General features: G+C 65.4%; 17 protein-coding genes. 15 read left to right on the top strand and 2 right to left on the bottom strand.

The genetic code is table 11. The features are described from left to right. Nucleotides 1-97 precede the first annotated feature (97 nt). Nucleotides 98-802 carry a riboflavin synthase gene (locus AC27VE_RS08925; protein ID WP_006224085.1) on the top strand — a complete coding sequence of 235 codons (705 nt, stop codon included), beginning with the start codon at nucleotides 98-100 and terminating at the stop codon, nucleotides 800-802. 43 nt (nucleotides 803-845) lie between these two features. On the opposite strand, the gene AC27VE_RS08920 is transcribed toward AC27VE_RS08925, so the two are convergent. Next, nucleotides 846-2,342, bottom strand: a complete 1,497-nt coding sequence (locus tag AC27VE_RS08920) for a M81 family metallopeptidase (protein ID WP_488703637.1) — start codon at nucleotides 2,340-2,342, stop codon at nucleotides 846-848. A gap of 314 nt (nucleotides 2,343-2,656) precedes the next feature. Between AC27VE_RS08920 and speG the strand changes: the two genes are divergently transcribed. Further along, nucleotides 2,657-3,241 carry a spermidine N1-acetyltransferase gene (speG, locus tag AC27VE_RS08915; RefSeq protein WP_006224082.1) on the top strand — a complete coding sequence of 195 codons (585 nt, stop codon included), beginning with the start codon at nucleotides 2,657-2,659 and terminating at the stop codon, nucleotides 3,239-3,241. Nucleotides 3,242-3,297: 56 nt separating this feature from the next. Here the strand turns inward: speG and AC27VE_RS08910 are convergent, their stop codons facing one another. After that, nucleotides 3,298-5,463, bottom strand: coding sequence for a heavy metal translocating P-type ATPase (locus tag AC27VE_RS08910; RefSeq protein ID WP_488703636.1), 2,166 nt, complete (start codon nucleotides 5,461-5,463; stop codon nucleotides 3,298-3,300). 9 nt (nucleotides 5,464-5,472) lie between these two features. Between AC27VE_RS08910 and AC27VE_RS08905 the strand changes: the two genes are divergently transcribed. The 13 genes from AC27VE_RS08905 to AC27VE_RS08845 form a co-directional block, all read left to right on the top strand. Then, the gene (locus AC27VE_RS08905) at nucleotides 5,473-5,724 is read left to right on the top strand and encodes a hypothetical protein (RefSeq protein WP_488703635.1); all 252 of its coding nucleotides are present in this window, start codon (nucleotides 5,473-5,475) and stop codon (nucleotides 5,722-5,724) included. Between the two features lie 122 nt (nucleotides 5,725-5,846). Next, nucleotides 5,847-6,281 carry a Cd(II)/Pb(II)-responsive transcriptional regulator gene (cadR, locus tag AC27VE_RS08900; RefSeq protein ID WP_006224078.1) on the top strand — a complete coding sequence of 145 codons (435 nt, stop codon included), beginning with the start codon at nucleotides 5,847-5,849 and terminating at the stop codon, nucleotides 6,279-6,281. A 162-nt stretch (nucleotides 6,282-6,443) separates the two neighbouring features. Further along, the gene (locus AC27VE_RS08895; RefSeq protein ID WP_488703634.1) at nucleotides 6,444-7,625 is read left to right on the top strand and encodes a CaiB/BaiF CoA transferase family protein; all 1,182 of its coding nucleotides are present in this window, start codon (nucleotides 6,444-6,446) and stop codon (nucleotides 7,623-7,625) included. 63 nt (nucleotides 7,626-7,688) lie between these two features. Beyond that, a complete protein-coding gene (locus AC27VE_RS08890) occupies nucleotides 7,689-8,435 on the top strand; it encodes a FadR/GntR family transcriptional regulator (RefSeq protein ID WP_488703633.1) in 747 nt (248 codons plus the stop codon). Beyond that, on the top strand, nucleotides 8,432-9,247 hold the full coding sequence (locus AC27VE_RS08885) for an enoyl-CoA hydratase (RefSeq protein WP_488703632.1): 816 nt from the start codon (nucleotides 8,432-8,434) through the stop codon (nucleotides 9,245-9,247). Before AC27VE_RS08890 ends, AC27VE_RS08885 begins: the two co-directional genes overlap by 4 nt. Before the next feature lie 180 nt (nucleotides 9,248-9,427). Next, nucleotides 9,428-10,411, top strand: a complete 984-nt coding sequence (locus tag AC27VE_RS08880) for a Bug family tripartite tricarboxylate transporter substrate binding protein (protein ID WP_488703631.1) — start codon at nucleotides 9,428-9,430, stop codon at nucleotides 10,409-10,411. Between the two features lie 87 nt (nucleotides 10,412-10,498). Beyond that, the gene (locus AC27VE_RS08875) at nucleotides 10,499-11,092 is read left to right on the top strand and encodes a nitroreductase family protein (RefSeq protein ID WP_006224077.1); all 594 of its coding nucleotides are present in this window, start codon (nucleotides 10,499-10,501) and stop codon (nucleotides 11,090-11,092) included. A gap of 99 nt (nucleotides 11,093-11,191) precedes the next feature. Continuing rightward, complete coding sequence (locus tag AC27VE_RS08870) at nucleotides 11,192-11,704, top strand: sigma-70 family RNA polymerase sigma factor (protein WP_006224076.1); 513 nt, start codon at nucleotides 11,192-11,194, stop codon at nucleotides 11,702-11,704. Continuing rightward, nucleotides 11,701-12,672 (top strand): FecR family protein, encoded by a 972-nt coding sequence (locus AC27VE_RS08865; protein WP_488703630.1) that lies wholly within the window; start codon nucleotides 11,701-11,703, stop codon nucleotides 12,670-12,672. Before AC27VE_RS08870 ends, AC27VE_RS08865 begins: the two co-directional genes overlap by 4 nt. Nucleotides 12,673-12,733: 61 nt before the next feature. Further along, complete coding sequence (locus AC27VE_RS08860; RefSeq protein ID WP_488703629.1) at nucleotides 12,734-15,127, top strand: TonB-dependent siderophore receptor; 2,394 nt, start codon at nucleotides 12,734-12,736, stop codon at nucleotides 15,125-15,127. A 204-nt stretch (nucleotides 15,128-15,331) separates the two neighbouring features. Further along, the gene (locus AC27VE_RS08855) at nucleotides 15,332-16,564 is read left to right on the top strand and encodes a 3-methyl-2-oxobutanoate dehydrogenase (2-methylpropanoyl-transferring) subunit alpha (protein ID WP_006227339.1); all 1,233 of its coding nucleotides are present in this window, start codon (nucleotides 15,332-15,334) and stop codon (nucleotides 16,562-16,564) included. 2 nt (nucleotides 16,565-16,566) lie between these two features. After that, a complete protein-coding gene (locus AC27VE_RS08850; protein ID WP_006227340.1) occupies nucleotides 16,567-17,610 on the top strand; it encodes an alpha-ketoacid dehydrogenase subunit beta in 1,044 nt (347 codons plus the stop codon). Nucleotide 17,611: 1 nt separating this feature from the next. Further along, on the top strand, nucleotides 17,612-18,064 hold a 453-nt coding region (locus AC27VE_RS08845), incomplete at its 3' end, for a biotin/lipoyl-containing protein (RefSeq protein ID WP_488703628.1).

Here is an 18,064-nt window from a genome sequence, read left to right as displayed (position 1 = left end):
CGTCCGCCACCCGGCCTTGCGGGGCGGCTCCTGGCAAAATATCGGTTAACGTTGATGTTTTGCTTCAGGGGCCTGCCGCCCCGTATTCAGGATCCGTATGTTCACCGGTATTGTTCAAGGCACCGCGAAGATCGCGAAGATCGCGGATCGCGAAGGCCTGCGCACCTTCACGCTGGATTTCCCCCCTGGTTTCTGCGTTGACCTGGCCATTGGCGCCAGCGTCTCGACGGACGGCGTTTGCCTGACCGTCACGGAACTGCTGTCAGATAACCAGGCGACCTTCGATGTCATGCTGCAAAGCCTGGCCATCACCACGCTGGGCAGCTACGTCGAAGGCGATCGCGCCAACGTCGAACGCGCCGCCCGCGACGGGGCCGAGATCGGCGGCCACCCCTTGTCCGGCCATGTGGACTTCACGTCCGAAGTGGTCATGGTGAAGTCGTCCGACACCAATCGCCTGATGCGTTTCAGTATCCCTGAAGACTTCCGCAAGTACGTGTTCGCCAAGGGCTATATCGCCATCAACGGCGCCAGCCTGACCGTGTCGGAAGTGAACCGCGCCGAAGGCTGGTTCGAGGTCTGGCTGATTCCCGAAACCCGCCGCATGACGGTCTTCGAAGACAAGCAGGTGGGCGACTTCGTCAATATCGAAATCGAACGCAGCACGCAGGTGGTGGTGGACACCGTACGCGAGACGGTGCAGGAAAGCCTGGGCAAGCTGCAACCTCTGCTGGAGGCCATCCTGAAAGAGAAAGGGCTGACGCTGGAAGATTTCGTCAGCCCTCAGGGCAAGCTCAAGTAAGCCTGCCGGGCCAGGCGCCGTTTATCGGCTGGCTACCGGCTCGCTACCGGCTGGCGAAGGGCTGCCCCAGCGGCCGGACGCGGATGCCCGGCTGCAAGCGGGTCCAGGGCAAGTCCGCCGGGTCGGCCTGCATGGGGCCCGGCGCCTTGGCCACCAGCACCTCTTGCGCGATGGGTTGGAAGTCGGCCCGGAAATGCACGGAACTCTTCACTACCAGGATCGCCATGTCTTCGGGCTGCACGCCGCCCACGCGGAACAGGTTGCGGTCCAGCATCTGCGCCTTGCTGGCGCTGACCACGACACGCACGCCACCGATCCGCAAGCCCGCGACCGCTCCCAGGTCCACATCCATCCCATGCATCATCGGCCCGTCAAAGCGCAGCTTGCCGGGCGATAGCGTTTCCACTACGAATTCGCCTTCGAACGCCGTGTCGCCCGCGACGCCCGATTGGCCGCCCAGGCGTAGCGACACCGTCTTGCCGACGCCAGCGGCCGTCGCCGCTTGCACGGCTGCCGGATCATAGAAGAGGCCAAGCGCCGCGTTCTGCGCATCCGCTTCGACCAGCGCGCGCAGCATGCCCGTTGTGTTGGCGTCGCCGCCTGCGCCGGGATTATCCTGGGTGTCGGCAATGACGACGGGGCGCGATGCGCCCGCCGTCAAGGCCTGCGCGCGTCGTACCGCGTCGGCCGGTTCCAGGAAGTCGGGCGACCATTGCGGTTCGAGTTCCATCACGCGCTGGTACAGCGCTTCGGTGACCTGTTCCACCGCCGCGGCATCCGTGCCGTAAGCCCAGACCACCGGGCCGCATTCCGGAAAGTCCGCCGCCGGAAAGCCGGGCGCGAACGAGATCGAGGCGACGCCCGGCGTCTGTTCCAGTTGCGCCAGCACCTCGTACACGCCCTGCGACGGCTGCAGCATCGTGCACATGCCGTTGATGGGAATCAGGAAGGGCAGGCGGCGTTCGCTGCGAGCCCATTGGCTGCCGGCCGCGATACGGGCCAGTAGCAAGCGCGCGGCGTGTTCGCCGGTGTCGGCCATGTCCACATGCGGGTACGTGCGGAAGGCCGCCAGCCCGTCGGCCTCGTGCAGCATCTGCGCCGTGACGTTGGCGTGCAAGTCCAGGCTGGCGATGACCGGCACGTCCGGCCCCACGATCCCGCGCACGCGCGCCAGCAATTCGCCTTCGCCGTCATCCAGGTGTTCGGTGACCATGGCGCCGTGCAGGTCCAGGTAGACGGCATCGTAAGGGCCGTCGCGCGCGGCATCCACGATTTCGCCGGCGATGCGCTCGTAGGCGTCGCGGGTGACGTGGGCGGACGGGCTGGCCCCGGCCCAGATCACGGGATGCACGGTGTGGCCCTGCGACTCGATGGCGTTGATGAAGCCGCCCGCGGGAATATTGACTGCGCGCAGCGCCAGCACGTCTTCGCCACGCACCATGGCGGGAAAGCCTTCACCCCGGACGAAATTGTCGTAGCCCGCCTTGGAGGGCGCAAAGGTATTGGTCTCGTGCTGAAAGCCTGCCACCAGGATATGCATGTCTTTTCCTCTTGTTCATTGTGATAGCGCGCAACACCCGGCAGTGTGGCATGAGAGAGGCAGGCAAGCACCGAAAAAAACGGCCAGGGTCATTACCGCCCGGACAGACGATTCCCGCGTTCCGTGCCGGGTTCGGCGCGTCGCATGGCGTTACTTTTTCGTTGATTATTTATTTTCAGATCAAGCAATGGCAATGCTTTCAAGCCAATTATGGTCTGAGAGCCGCATAAACGGCCGATAAAATACCAAAATACCCATGAAAAGGGCGTCTTGAGGCAGATTCGACTACAATGACGGCACTTTCGGAGGTTTCTATGTCGGTAATATCCGATATCAAAATACGCCCCCTGGAGCGCGGCGACCTGCACTTCGTGCACAAGATCAACAATAACGACGTCATCATGCGTTATTGGTTCGAAGAGCCCTACGAGGCCTATGACGAACTGGTTGCCCTCTATGACCGCCACTTGCACGACCAGAACGAGCGGCGTTTCATCATCGAGCACGACACCGGCCAACCGGCCGGCCTGGTGGAACTGGTGGAAATCGACTACATCCACCGCCGCGCTGAATTCCAGATCATCATCGCGCCCAGCTATCAGGGCCGGGGCTACGCCAAAGCGGCGACCCGCATCGCGGTGGGCTACGCGTTCCGCGTGCTGAACCTGCACAAGGTCTACCTGGTGGTGGACAAGGACAACATCGCGGCCGTGCACGTGTACGAACGCTGCGGCTTCCAGATCGAAGGCCTGTTGAAGGAAGAGTTCTTCTCCAACGGCGCTTATCGCGACGCCTATCGCATGGCGCTGCTGCAGCACGAGCACCTGCGTGATGTCGGCCCCGGCGCGCCGGATGCGCCCGTGCTGCGCGACTGGCCTCAGGAAGAACAGACGGGCTGAGGCCCGTCCGTCTTTCGTCTTCCGTCTTATTACTTCCCGTCCTCTCGCGCTTCGGCTTACGCCGCGGCGCGCAGCAGGCGCAGGCCGTTGGCGACCACCAGCAGGCTGGCGCCCACATCGGCGAAGACCGCCATCCATAGCGTCGCCTGGCCGGTCATGGCAAGCGTCAGGAACACCACCTTGATGCCGAGCGCCAGCGTGATGTTCTGGATTAGCACGCGATGCGTGGCGCGCGACAAGCGCAGGAAGGTGCCGATCTTGCGCAGGTCGTCGTCCATCAGGGCCACGTCGGCCGTTTCGATGGCGGTGCCCGTGCCGGCCGCACCCATGGCAAAGCCGATATCAGCGCGGGCCAGCGCGGGGGCGTCGTTGATGCCGTCGCCCACCATGCCCACCCGCCCGCTGGGCGCCAGCTTGCTTTCGATGGCGGCCAGCTTGTCTTCGGGCAGTTGATCGCCACGGGCTTCGTCGATGCCCACTTGCTTGGCGATGGCCTGCGCGGTGGGGGTGTTGTCGCCCGTCAGCATCAGGGTCCGCACGCCCAGCGCATGCAGGTCGGCAATGGCGGCCGCGCTGGTCGGCTTCACGGTGTCGGCCACGGCGGCCAACGCCATCACGCGAAGGCCATCGGTCAGCGCGATCGCGCTTTTGCCTTGGCGTTCCAGTTCATCCAGGCGCGCTTCCAGCTTGGGGCTGGACACGCCCAGTTCGCGCATCAGGCGGCGGTTGCCCAATTGATAGGTCACGCCGTCGATCTGCGCGCTGACGCCGCGCCCGGGCAGGGCCGTGAAAGCCTCGACGTCCAGCAAGATCTTGCCTTCATCGCGTGCCGCATTGGCCACCGCCAACGAGACGGGGTGGTCGGAACGAGCGGCCAGGCTGGCGGCGATCAGGGCCGCAGGCTGACGGGTCTGGTCGGACACGTCCCAATCCTGCAGATCGGTCTGCACCGGTTTGCCGTGCGTCAGGGTGCCGGTCTTGTCCAGCGCCAGCCACTTCAGGTTGCGACCTTCTTCTAGATAGACGCCGCCCTTGACCAGGATGCCGCGCCGCGATGCCGCGGTCAGGCCGCTGACGATGCTGACCGGCGTGGAGATCACCAGTGCGCAGGGGCAGGCGATGATCAGCAGCGCCAGGGCGCGATAGATCGCGTCGAACCACGGTTGGCCCCACAGCAGGGGAGGCACTACGGCGACCAGCAGCGCCACGCCCACCACGGCGGGCGTGTAGATGCGCGAGAAGCGGTCGATGAAGCGCTGGGTGGGGGCGCGCGCGCCCTGGGCCTGCTCGACCGCGTGGATGATGCGGGCCAGTGTTGTGTTGCCGGCGGCCGCGGTTACGCGGTATTCGAACGAGCCGGACGCGTTCACGGTGGCGGCGAAGACGGGATCGTCCTGTCCCTTTTCCACGGGCAGGCTTTCGCCGGTGATGGGCGACTGGTCCACGGCCGAGCTGCCGCTGACGATGATGCCATCGGCAGCGATACGTTCGCCCGGACGCACGCGCACCACGTCGTCCACCTGCAGCTGCGCGGCAGGCACTTCAAGCCAGCGGCCGTCGGCCTGGCGTACTGTCGCCGTTTCCGGCGCCAGGTCCAGCAGGCCGCGGATGGCGTTGCGCGCTCGGTCCAGCGACCGGGCTTCGATCAGTTCGGCCACGTTGAACAGGAACATCACCATGGCCGCTTCGGGCCACTGGCCGATCAGCACGGCGCCGGTCACGGCGATGCTCATCAAGGCGTTGATGTTGAGATTGCCGTTGCGCACGGCGATCCAGCCCTTGCGATAGGTGGTGACCCCGCAAGCCAGAATGGCAGCCACGGCAAATGCCGCCGTGATGCCCAGCGGCCAGTCGGCGAAATGCGAAAACTCGGACAGGGCGGCCAGCACGCCCGAACCGCCGATCAGCCACCAGTTCACGGGCTTGGCGGCGGGGGCAGGGGTACGGGGCGCCCCGTCGGCCAGCGGTTCCGGCGTCATGTCCAGCGACTTGATGGCAGCCATGATGCGGTCCAGCGCGCCCTCGGCGTGCACGACCGTCAGCACGCGCTGCATCAGGTTGAAGTCCATCGCATGCACGCCGTCCAGGCCGTCGAGCTTCTTGCGGATCAGTGTTTCCTCGGTGGGGCAGTCCATCTGCCCGATGCGCAGGCGGGCCAGCAACTGGCCGGGGCCGGCGGCAAGCGTGGCGCCGCCGTCGCCCGACAGCGAGAGGTTCTCCATGCTGTGGGCGTGGCCGCAGCAGGCGGCTTCCGGTTGCGCATGGCGATGGCCGTGATCATGGGCATGGTCATGCTTGTGGTCATGAGCGTGCTCGTGCTTGTGGTCGGCGTGATCGTGGCCCGCATGATCGTGGCCGGCGTGATCGTGACCGGAATGATCGTGGTCGGCGCCGTGCGCCGCGTGATCGTGCCCCGCCTTGCCCCGCGCGTGTCCGCTGCCTGCGCAGCAGGCGTCTTCTTGCTTGGCGGGCAGGGGTTGTAGGGATTTGACTGGTGGGAGGGACATCTTCTTCGCCTTGTGTAAGCAGATGGCCGTATTCCACACCTTGGAGTTACTATAGGGTCAACCCCTTAATTCACTCGGATGCGATCCAGGGAGACGCGATGCGTATTGGCGAATTGGCCACGGCGGCCGGCACCACGGTCGAAACCGTCAGGTACTACGAGAAAGAAGGGCTGCTGCCCGCGCCGGAGCGCGGCCTGAACAACTACCGCAGCTATGGGCAGCCCCATCTGGAAAGGCTGCGCCTGATCCGCAACTGCCGGGCGCTGGACATGACGCAGGACGAGATCCGCGCCATTCTGTCCCTGGCCGACAATCATCAAACGGGATGCGGCCCTATTAATGAACTGTTCGACGAGCACATTTCCCACGTGGATGAACGCATCGCCGAACTGACGCAGTTGAAGACGCAACTGACCGAATTGCGCCAGCGCTGCCTGTCGGCACGGCCCGACGCGGAAGACTGCGGCATCCTGCACGGCTTGTCCGAAATGCAGGTCGAAGAGCGCCAGGAACGGCATACGCACCTGGGCTGACCGCCCCCCATCTAATTAGGGAAAGCCCGATCCGTGGGAAACGGATCGGCGGATTGTTTTGGCCAAAATCAAGATGTAAGATGTCCAACATCCAACAAATAGCGTTAGACGTCAGCGGTTGCCGGCGCATCTTCCGCCCCATAAATCGCGAGACAGACAATCATGGATTCCAAACCCTTGAGCCGTTTCACGGTCCTGGACCTCACCCGGGTGCGCTCCGGCCCGGCCGCGGTGCGCCAGTTCGCGGATTGGGGCGCGACGGTGATCAAGATCGAAGAGCCGGGGGACGAGCAGGATGACAAGCCGGGCGGCTCGGCGCAGTTTGCCGACTACCAAAACACGCATCGGAACAAGCGCAGCGTGACGCTGAACTTGAAGCACCCGAAGGGCAGGGCCCTGTTCATGGACTTGGTCCGCCAGGCGGATGTGGTGGTTGAAAACTACCGCCCCAACGTGAAATTCAAGCTGGGCATTGATTACGAGTCGCTGCACAAGATCAATCCGCGCATCGTCTATGCCAGCGTGTCGGGATTCGGGCAGGACGGCCCCTACGCCGGGCGTCCGGGGCTGGATCAGATCGCCCAAGGCATTGGCGGCTTGATGTCGGTCACTGGCGAACCGGGCCGGGGGCCGATGCGGGCGGGCATACCGATAGCGGACCTGACCTCGGGCCTGTTCTGCGCGATCGGCATTTTCATCGCGTTGCTGGAGCGTGAAGTGTCCGGGCAAGGGCAGTGGGTCCAGACGTCCCTTCTGCAATCCCAGGTCTGGATGATGGATTTCCAGGCGATGCGCTGGTTGATGAATGGCGAGGTGCCGGGGCAGAGCGGCAATGACCATCCCACCAGCAGCCCCACCGGTGTGTTTCCCACGCGCGATGGCTATATGAACATCGCTGCGATGGGCAACGACATCTATGCGCGGCTATGCCGTGTCCTGGAGATCCCGGCGCTGATTGACGACGAACGGTTCCTGACGGTGCCTTTGCGCGCCAGGAACCGTGCTGCGTTGAACGCCGCCATCGGTGAGCGCACGGCTACGCGCAGCACCGCCGATTGGATCGCGCGGATGAACGAGCAAGGCGTGCCCTGCGGACCCATCCTGGGCATGGACCAGACGTTCGAGGATCCGCAGGTGCGCCATCTGAACCTGAGCCGTCAAATTCAGCATCCCGCGCTGGGGCCGATTTCGGTGGTTGGCCAGCCGATGATCCTTAGCCGTACGGGGCCGGGCGAGATGAAATCTGCGCCGGAGCGCGGCGAACACAATGGCGACGTCTACGGGGGCATGCTGGGTCTTGCGCCAGCCGACTTGCGTCAGTTGGCCCTGGACGGCGTGATCTGACACACAAGGCTAATATCGCCGCCATGGCTGCCGGAAACAAGGCAGCCCTGACGGAGACCCCCCATGATGAACGCCCCAACCCCCGCCGCCGACCACGTGTTTTCCAGCCTGGGACGTCCTGACAATCTGCCCGACGAAATCGCCGCGCAGATTCGCCAGAAGATCGTCTCGGGCGAGTTCGAGCCCGGCCAACGCCTGCCCACGGAATTCGAACTGGCGCAGATGTTCGCGGTTAGCCGCAACGTCGTGCGCGAAGCGATTGCGCGGCTGAAGCTGTCGGGATACGTGGATACCCGGCGCGGCGTGGGTACCTTCGTTGCGCTTGACGTGGGCACGCGCAATTTCGAGATCGCACCCGAAGACCTGCTTTCCCCGGAACCGCTGGCGCACATCTTCTGGCTGCGCGTGGAGCTGGAGTCGGGAGCGGCCGCGCAGGCGGCGCTGCACCGCAAGCCCGAGCAAATCGAGACCTTGCGTCAGGCGCTGCTGCGGGTGGACGCGGCGGGAAACGATTGGCAGGCAGGCGCTGATCACGCCCTGGATTTCCATATGGCCGTGGGCGAAGCCACCAACAACCCCTATTTCGTCCGCTTGCTGGCGCATTTGCGGCATGTGTTCCGCAGCGCCGTCCGCACGCTGCGCTACACCAGCGCGGGCACGGAGCGCGTCGCCGAGATCGAACGCGAACACCACCTTATTTTCGATGCGATCGTGGCGGGCGACAGCGACGCCGCCCGGTTGGCTATGCGCACGCATCTGACCAACGGCATTGAACGGCATCAGACAGTCATACAAGGAAAGCAACCGTGAACATTGAACGCATCCTGCAAGACGAGATTACCGAACACATCGTGGCCGAGAAGCGCGGTGCGGTGGGTTGGCTGACATTCAACGATCCGCAGCGGCACAACGCCGTGTCTTATGCGATGTGGCAGGCCATTCCCGTCGTGCTGGATGCGTTCGCGAAGGATCCGCAGATCCGCGCGGTGGTCTTGCAGGGGGCGGGTGGCAAGGCGTTTGTCAGCGGCGCAAATATTTCGCAGTTCGACACCCTGCGCAGCGGGGAAGAGGCCGTGCAGGAATACGAGCTTGTCGCCGAAGCGGCGCAACTGGCGCTTTATGACTATGACAAGCCCACGCTGGCGTACATCCAGGGATATTGCATCGGTGGCGGACTGAACATCGCGCTGTGTTGCGATATTCGCGTGGCCTCGGACGACAGCACGTTTGCCATTCCCGCCGGCAAGCTGGGCCTGGGTTACCGGCTGACTGCGATCCGCAACCTCGTCACGGCGGTCGGCCCCGCCAATGCGTTGGAGATTTTCCTGACGGCCGCGCGCTACACGGCGGGCGAGGCGAAGGAACTGGGCCTGATCAGTAAAGTGGCTCCGGTTGCCGACCTGCCGGGAACGCTGGACAAGATGCTGGCTCAGATCCAGGCCAACGCGCCGCTGACGCTGCGAGCGGGCAAACGGATGATCCGTCAGATGCAGCAGCTTGGACCCGAAGTCGACATCGAAGGCATGCGCCGGCTGGTGATGGAGTGCTTCGAGAGCAATGATTATCGCGAAGGCCGCAAGGCGTTCGCAGAAAAGAGAGCGCCGGTGTTTACCGGCACCTGACCCCGGCGCCAGGCCGGATTCCCCTTGCAGGTCCCAGGGCCGCGCGCTGCTCCGGCACGGCTCCGGGGACGGTTGCGTCCTGAATTCGTCCTGGATCCGGTTCACCCCCGGTATCCGTCCCATTTCCCCGGCGGCGGAGCCACAGATCGCGCACACAAGCGCGGCGACGAGGAGACAGAGATGAAAGCGACTTTCCTGAGCGTGGCCTTAGCTGGATTGGCGGTGGCGTGCGCCGTGGCGCCGGCCCATGGCCAAAACAGCTATCCGAGCCAGCCCATACGCATCATCGTGGGCTATTCCGCAGGCGGCACCACCGACATCCTGGCGCGGGCGTTGGGCGAACAGCTGAGCAAGGAGCTCAAGCAGCCCATCATCATCGAGAACAAGGCAGGCGCGGCGGGCAACATCGCCGCCGCCGCCGTGCAGCAGGCGGCGCCCGACGGGTACACGCTGTTCATGGCGACAGTTTCCAGCCACGGCATCAATCCTGCGGTCTACCGGAAGTCGCTGGGCTATGACCCGGTGGGTGGCTTCACGCCAGTCAGCATGATCGCGTCGATTCCGTTGGTGTTGGTCGCCAATCCCAAGCTGCCGGTCAACTCGGTAGCAGACCTGGTCGAACTGGCGCGCACAAAGCCGGGCGATCTGAACTATTCGTCCAGCGGCAACGGCTCGCCGGTGCATGTCGCGGGCGCGATGTTCGCGTCCGAAGCGCATGTGAAGATCCAGCACGTGCCGTACCGCGGCGGCGCGCTGGCCAACTCGTCCGTCATGAGCGGCGAAACGCAGTTCAGCTTCGCGACCTTGCCGGCGGCGTTGCCGCAGGTCAAGGCGGGCAGCCTGCGCGCCCTTGCGGTCACCACGCGGGAGCGTTCCACCGAGCTGCCGGACGTGCCCACCGTCGCGGAAACGACCGCGTTCAAGGGTTACGAAATCAATACGTGGAACGCCTTGATGGCGCCCAAGGGCACGCCGGACGCAGTCGTCGCCGTGCTGAACCAGGCCGTCGCGCGGGCGCTGGCCGTGCCCGCGCTACAGACGCGCTTCAAAGGCGAGGGCGCCACGCCCGGCGCCAGCAGTCCGGCGGAGCTGGGGCAATTCGTGGATACGGAGTTGACGCGGTGGGCGGCGGTCATCAAAGAGGTGAATATCCAGATCGAATGACCTCTGGCCCGGCGGGGGGAAGCAGGGCGCCGCCGATGACTTGGCGTAATATGAGAATCTGTTTCTTTCCCATTTGCGCCCGAATCAATGACCGTAACCACTACCGCCACTCCGTTGCACGCCCTGACCACGCGCCGTTCCGTGAAGTTTTTGCGGGGTCCGGCGCCCAAGCCCGACGAACTCGAACAAATCCTGCAAGCCGCCATGTCGGCCCCAGATCACGGCGCGCTGCGTCCGTGGCGTTTTGTCGTCATCCAGGGCGAGGCCATCGGCAAGCTGGCTGATGTCGCGCTGGAAGCGGTCAAGCGCAGCGGCGACCCGCGCATGACGCCTGAAAAGGAAAAATCGGTGCGCGAATGGATGGCCGGCGTGCCGCTGTTCGTCGCCGTGGCGCAGAAGATCGCGCACGACAACACCAAGATCCCCGAACACGAGCAACTGCTGGCCACGGGCTGCTCGGTCATGAACATCTTGAACGCCGTGCACATGCTGGGCTACGGCGCGTTCTGGAGCACGGGCGTCGGCACCTACGTCGAAGACGTGCAGAACGCGCTGGGCCTGGACTCGCTGGACTACCGTTTCCTGGGCTATCTGGCGATCGGCACGCCCGCTTGCGCGGTACCGCCGGCCAATCGCCCCGACTACCGCGAGTTCGTCACGGAGTGGACCGGTCCGGTCTGACCGCAAGCCAAGCATGTTGGGGGCGCCCGAAACAGGGCGCTTGCGCGCCAGGCAATAAATGACAATAATTCTTATTGTTAATTAGCCCGGCGCCTTTCCATGTCCTCATCCGCACAGCCCACGGAGCATTCCGCTGCCGAGCTGTATGAAGCGCATCACTCCTGGTTGCAGGAGTGGCTGCGTCGCCGGCTGGGGTGCCGCCATGATGCGGCCGATCTGGCGCACGATACGTTCGTGCGTGTCCTGGCCGGCCGACAGGCCGACACCATCCGCGAACCTCGCGCGTTTCTGACCACATTAGCGCAGCGTACGCTGTTCACCTTCTGGCGCCGCCGTGAACTGGAGCGCGCGTATCTCGACAGCCTGGGCGCGTTGCCGCCCGCCACCGCGCCCAGCGAAGAAAGCCGCGCGCTGGTGGTCGAGGCCCTGATGCATATTGACCGCGCGTTGCAACGCCTGCCGCTCAAGGCGCGCCAGACTTTCCTGTACAGCCAGCTCGACGGACTCGGCTATGCCGAGATCGCCGTGCGTGTCGGCGTATCCGTCATCACGGTGCGGCGCTACATGAAGCAGGCCATCACGCTATGCGTGGCGGCGCGCTTGGCTGAATGACCGCGCCGTTGCTGCCGGCCGATCTGGAATCGGCCGTGGATTGGATGGTGCTGTTGTCGTCGGGCAGCGTGGCCGCGGCCGACCGTGCGCGGTTCGAACAGTGGCGGCTGGCGGATCCCCGCCATGGCGCGGCCTGGGATCAGGTCAATGCCGCCGTCAAGGATTCCTTTGCGGCGCTGGGCGGGGGCGAGCAGCGCCAGGCGGCCGGCCGCGCCCTGCTGACCCCGCCAGCCAGGCGGCGGATGCTGCGCAACGTGCTGGGCGTTGCGCTGGCGGCGGGTGGACTGGCCGCCCTGGTCGACCGCCAGACCCCGCTCGGTACGCTGACCGCCGACCTGCGCACGGGCACGGCCGAACGTCACACCTATACCTTGCCGGACGGCAGCGAATTGACGCTGAATGCGCGCTCGGCCGTCGATCTGAATTTCAGCGCTGGCGTTCGGCGCGTGCGCCTGAAAGCGGGCGCGGTTTATGCGCGTGTGGCGCCTGACGCCGAGAGGCCGTTCATCGTCTCGACCGCCGAAGGCGAGGTGCAGGCGTTGGGCACGGTGTTCAGCGTGGCGCGCGGGGAAGAGGCTTGCGTTGCCAGCGTGGTTGAACATCGCGTCGAAGTGCGTGCGGCCGGCCAGCGCCGCGTGCTGCAGGCAGGCGAGGGCTTGCGGTTCGATGCGCAAGGCCTGGGCCAGCCGGAAACCGTACTGGCTGACGCTGCCGCCTGGCAAAGCGGCATGCTGGTCGTGCATGACGAGCCATTGGGCGCGGTGGTGCAAGCGCTGCGGCCCTATCGGCGCGGCCTCATCCGCATCACGCCGGCCGCCGCGCGGCTGCGCGTGTTGGGGGCGTTTCCGCTGGACGACACCGGCCGCGCGCTGGAGTCGCTGCGCCAGACCTTGCCGATCGACGTCACGTCGCTGGGCGGGTGGTTCGTCAGCATCGATGTACGCGACCCCCGCACTGAAAATAAATGATCACTTTTGTCCGCGTCGTTGGACATCCCTCCTGAAACACCAAACTGTTGCAGGAGAATCCATGTTTCATCGTCGCCCGCTCCGGCCTTTGGCCGCCGCGCTGTTCATCGCCTTGGCCGTGCCCGCGGTCCATGCCCAAACCCCGCCGGGTGGCCCAGCCGCCGCCCGCGCCGTGCTGCGCTTCGATCTGCCCGCAGGCGCTCTGGGCGATACGCTGACCCGCATCGCACGCCAGAGCGGGCGCGCGGTGTCCGTCGATCCCGCCCTGGTGGCGGGGCGCACTGCGCCGGCCATCGCCGGCGATTTCACGGCCGAAGATGCGGCGCGCCGCGCGCTTGCCGGCAGCGGCCTGGAACTGGCCGTCACCGCCAATGGCACGCTGAGTGCGCGCCGCGCCCCCCAAGGCGCGACGCTGCTTGAGCCGGTCCGCGTGAACGGTTCCATCGAATCGCCCACCGGGCATGTGGACGGCTACGTGGCGCAGCGCGCGCTGTCGGGCACCAAGACGGACACGCCGCTGATCGAAACGCCGCAATCCGTGTCGGTCGTCACCAGCGATCAGATCCGCGCGGTCAAGGCAGGGTCGGTGGCAGACGCGCTGGGCTACACGCCGGGCGTATCGGCGCAGTCTCCTGCCTTCAGCCGCATGGTGGACGACCTGATGCTGCGCGGTTTCAATGTGGCCGCGGGGAACTCCGGGCAATTGCGCGACGGCTTGAAACTGCAGTCCAGCGTCTACGACGGCGGGCAGGAACCGTATGGGCTGGAACGGGTGGAAGTGCTGCGCGGCGCGTCGTCGGTGCTGTATGGGCAACTGAGTCCGGGCGGTGTGGTCAACACCGTCAGCAAACGCCCCTCGGCCGACGCCCTGCGCGAGCTGAACCTGGATACCGGTAGCTATGGCCGCCGGCAGGTGTCGGGCGACTTCACCGGCGCGCTGTCCGAGGACGGCGCCTGGACGTACCGTCTGACGGGCCTTGCCCGCAACGCCGACAATTGGGTGGACCATGTGCCGGACGACCGGACCTATCTGGCGCCAGCCTTGACGTGGCAGCCCTCGGCGGCGACTTCGCTGACGCTGTTGGCCAGCTATCAGCGCATCCGCACGCGCTTTGCCGCGCCCATGCCGGCCGCCAATACCTTGAATGGCCAGATCCCCCGCGACCTCTTCATCGGCGAACCGGATTTCGACCGCTACGACACCGATACCTACACCGTCGGCTACGCGTTCGAGCACGCGTTCAACGACCGGGTGACGCTGCGCCAGAGCGCCCGGTACTTCACGGCGGACGGCACGTGGGACTATCTGAGTTTTGGCGGCTTGCAGGCCAACGGCCAGACTTTGCGGCGCGGCGTGGTCAGCCGCAGCGAACACTCGTATGGCGTCGCAACCGATACCTCCCTGGAGCTGAAGCTGGACGGCGGCCCCCTGCAGCACACCGTGCTGGCTGGGCTGGACTACTACCGCAGCGGCTATGACTCGCATCGGCATTCCGGCACGGTGGCGGCGTTGGCGGACATCTACCACCCCGTGTACGGCGCGGTGCCGGTGCTGAACACCGCCGCCGACTACGGCATCAATACGCGTTCCGATTCGCTGGGCCTGTATCTGCAAGACCAGATCAAGATCCAGGACAAATGGGTGCTGGTGCTGGGCGGCCGCCAGGATTGGGCGGACACCGACCAAAAGAACTACGCCAACGGCGCCACGACGCGTCTTCGCGACAGCGCCACGACCGGCCGCGTGGGCCTGGTGTACCTGGCCGACAACGGCCTGGCGCCTTACCTAAGCGCCAGCCAGTCGTTTGCGCCGACCATCGGCGTGGATCGCGCGGGCAACGCGTTCAAACCGACCAAAGGAACGCAGTACGAACTGGGCCTGCGCTACGAACCGCCGGGCGGCAACATGCTGTACAGCGCGGCGGTCTATGACCTGACCCAGACCAATGCACTGACTAGCGATCCGGCCGACGCGACGTACTCCGTGCAGACCGGCCGGGCGCGGTCGCGCGGTCTGGAGCTGGAAGCCAAGGCGCGCCTGGCCGCCATGAACCTGACGGCCAGCTATGCCTACACCGACGCTCGCACCACGCGCAGCACAGTCCCCTCGCTGGTTGACCAGCGCATTGCGCTGGTGCCGCTGCACAGCGCCTCCGTCTGGGCCGACTACAACCTGACCGCCGCCGGCGTGCCCGGCCTGACCCTCGGCGCGGGCGTGCGCTATGCCAGCTCGACGAACCTGCCTGGCTATCCCGCGAACGTGCCCGGCCAGTTCCTGGTCGACGCCCTGGCCGCCTATGACTTTGGCGCGCTGGACCCGGCCATGTCCGGCCTGTCGTTGACGTTGAATGCGCGCAATCTGTTCAACCGCGGCTACCTGGCTTGCGCGGGTGCGACCGGGTGCCGCTACGGCGATCCGCGCACGCTGTATGCCACCCTGAGCTACCGCTGGTAAACGCTGGAAAACCCCTAGTGGGATGCGGGCCCGCATGAATGCTGGCCCGCCTCAACGACCCCGTCCCCTGTGCTAATCTCGTCGACGGCCACGCATATTTATCCCTATGCGCGGGCCGACGATGGCAGCGCTTGAGGTCACACGCCTTTGGCAATGTCTTGGTAGGAAGAAAACGCATGACACGATCAAGCGTGGAGACAATATATGAGCCAATATGGGCCGTTGAAGTTGCACGTCCCCGAGCCCACAGGGCGTCCGGGTTGCAAGACCGACTTTTCCTATCTGCATCTGTCGCCGCCCGGCGAGGTGCCCAAACCCCCCATTGATGTTGCCGCAGTTGATACTGGCGCCTTGGCGTACAGCCTGGTCCGGGTGATCGATGACGACGGCCGCGCGGTGGGTCCGTGGGCGCCCGAGATCAGCAACGATCAGCTGCGCGCCGGCATGCGGGCCATGCTGAAAACGCGCATCTTCGACGGGCGCATGCTGACCGCACAGCGCAAGAAGAAAATCTCGTTCTACATGCAGAGCCTGGGCGAGGAAGCGATCGGCTCCGCCCATGCGCTGGCGCTGGAGCAGGGCGACATGTGTTTCCCGACCTACCGCCAGCAAAGCATCCTGCTGTCGCGCGACGTGTCGCTGGTCACCATGATGTGCCAGCTGATGTCCAACGAACGCGACCCGCTCAAGGGGCGTCAGCTGCCGGTGATGTATTCCGACCGGCAAAACGGCTTCTTCACGATCTCCGGCAACCTCGCCACGCAGTTCATCCAGGCGGTGGGCTGGGCGATGGCATCCGCCATCAAGGGCGACACGCGCATCGCGTCGGCCTGGATCGGTGACGGCGCGACCGCCGAGGCCGACTTCCACACCGCGCTGACGTTCGCGCATGTGTACCGCGCGCCGGTCATCCTGAACGTGGTCAACAATCAGTGGGCCATTTCCACCTTCCAGGCAATCGCCGGCGGCGAAGGCGCGACCTTCGCGGGCCGCGGCGTGGGCTGCGGCATCGCGTCGCTGCGGGTGGACGGCAACGATTTCCTGGCGGTCTATTCCGCCTCGCGCTGGGCCGCCGAACGCGCCCGCCGCAACCTGGGCCCGACCCTGATCGAATGGGTGACGTACCGCGCCGGTCCGCACTCGACTTCCGATGACCCTTCCAAGTACCGCCCGGGCGACGACTGGGCGCATTTCCCGCTGGGCGACCCGATCGAGCGCTTCAAGAAGCACCTGATCTCGCTGGGCATCTGGTCCGACGCCGAACACGAGGCGGTGCGCGCCGAGCTCGACGCCGAGATCGTTGCAGCCCAGAAGGAAGCGGAAAGCTACGGCACGCTGGTCGACGGACACGTCCCCAGTGCGGCCAGCATCTTTGAAGACGTCTACAAAGACATGCCGGAGCATCTGCGCCGGCAGCGTCAGCAGCTCGGAGTCTGATCATGGCAATTGATAACAACGCTGGTCCGGCCTCTGCGCCGATGACCATGATCCAGGCATTGCGCTCCGCGATGGATGTGATGCTGGAGCGCGACAACAACGTGGTGGTGTTCGGGCAGGACGTCGGATATTTCGGCGGCGTGTTCCGTTGCACCGAGGGCTTGCAGACCAAATACGGCAGCTCGCGCGTGTTCGACACGCCGATCTCGGAAGGCGGCATCGTGGGCGTGGCGGTGGGCATGGGCGCCTATGGCCTGCGGCCCGTGTGCGAGATCCAGTTCGCCGACTACTTCTATCCCGCCTCCGACCAGATCGTGTCGGAGGCCGCGCGCCTGCGCTACCGCTCGGTGGGCGAGTTCATCGCCCCGATGACCATCCGCATGCCTTGCGGCGGCGGCATCTATGGCGGGCAGACGCACAGCCAGAGTCCCGAAGCCATGTTCACGCAGGTCTGCGGGCTGCGCACGGTGATGCCGTCCAACCCCTATGACGCCAAGGGCTTGCTGATTGCCTCGATCGAGAACGATGATCCCGTGATTTTCCTGGAGCCCAAGCGGCTCTACAACGGCCCGTTCGACGGCCACCACGACCGTCCGGTGACGCCGTGGACCGGGCGGCCGGGTAGTGTGGTGCCCACCGGCTACTACACCGTGCCGCTGGATACCGCCGCCATCGTGCGGCCGGGCAAGGCGCTGACGGTGCTGACCTACGGCACCACGGTGTATGTGTCGCTGACCGCCGCGGAAGAGACCGGCATTGATGCCGAAGTCATCGATCTGCGCAGCCTGTGGCCACTGGATCTGGAAACCATCGTGAATTCAGTGAAGAAGACCGGCCGCTGCGTCGTGGTGCACGAAGCGACCCGCACCTGCGGGTATGGCGCGGAACTGATTTCGCTGGTGCAAGAACACTGCTTCCATCACCTGGAGGCGCCCGTCGAGCGCGTGACCGGTTGGGATACTCCCTACCCGCATGCGCAGGAGTGGGCGTACTTCCCCGGCCCGCGCCGGGTCGGCGAAGCGTTCAAACGCGCGATGGAGGTGTGAGATGGGGATCCATATCATCAAGATGCCCGACATCGGCGAAGGCATTGCCGAGGTCGAACTGGTGGGCTGGCACGTCAAGGTGGGCGACACCGTCGCCGAGGACCAGCCGCTGGCCGATGTGATGACCGACAAGGCTACGGTGGAAATCCCGTCGCCCGTGGTCGGCAAGGTGGTCGCGCTGGGTGGCGACGTAGGACAGGTCATGGCCGTGGGCGGAGAACTGATCCGCCTGGAAGTCGAAGGCGAAGGCAACGTCCGCGCCGGTTCGGCGGCGCCGCAGAAGGCGGCGCCTGCCGCTGCCGATGCCCCCGCGCCTGCCAAGCAGGACGGGGCCGCGAAGGCGGCTGCAGGCGGCATCGCCGGCCAGATCGCGGCATCCGTGTCGCAGCCGGCTAGTCCGGCGCCGGCCAAGCCGCAGGCCGCGTCTCCTCCGGCCCTGTCTCTTATAAAAATA

The sequence above is a fragment of the Achromobacter sp. 18P8.1.1 genome, assembly GCF_057799415.1.
This window is presented reverse-complemented; position numbering and strand designations above follow the sequence as displayed.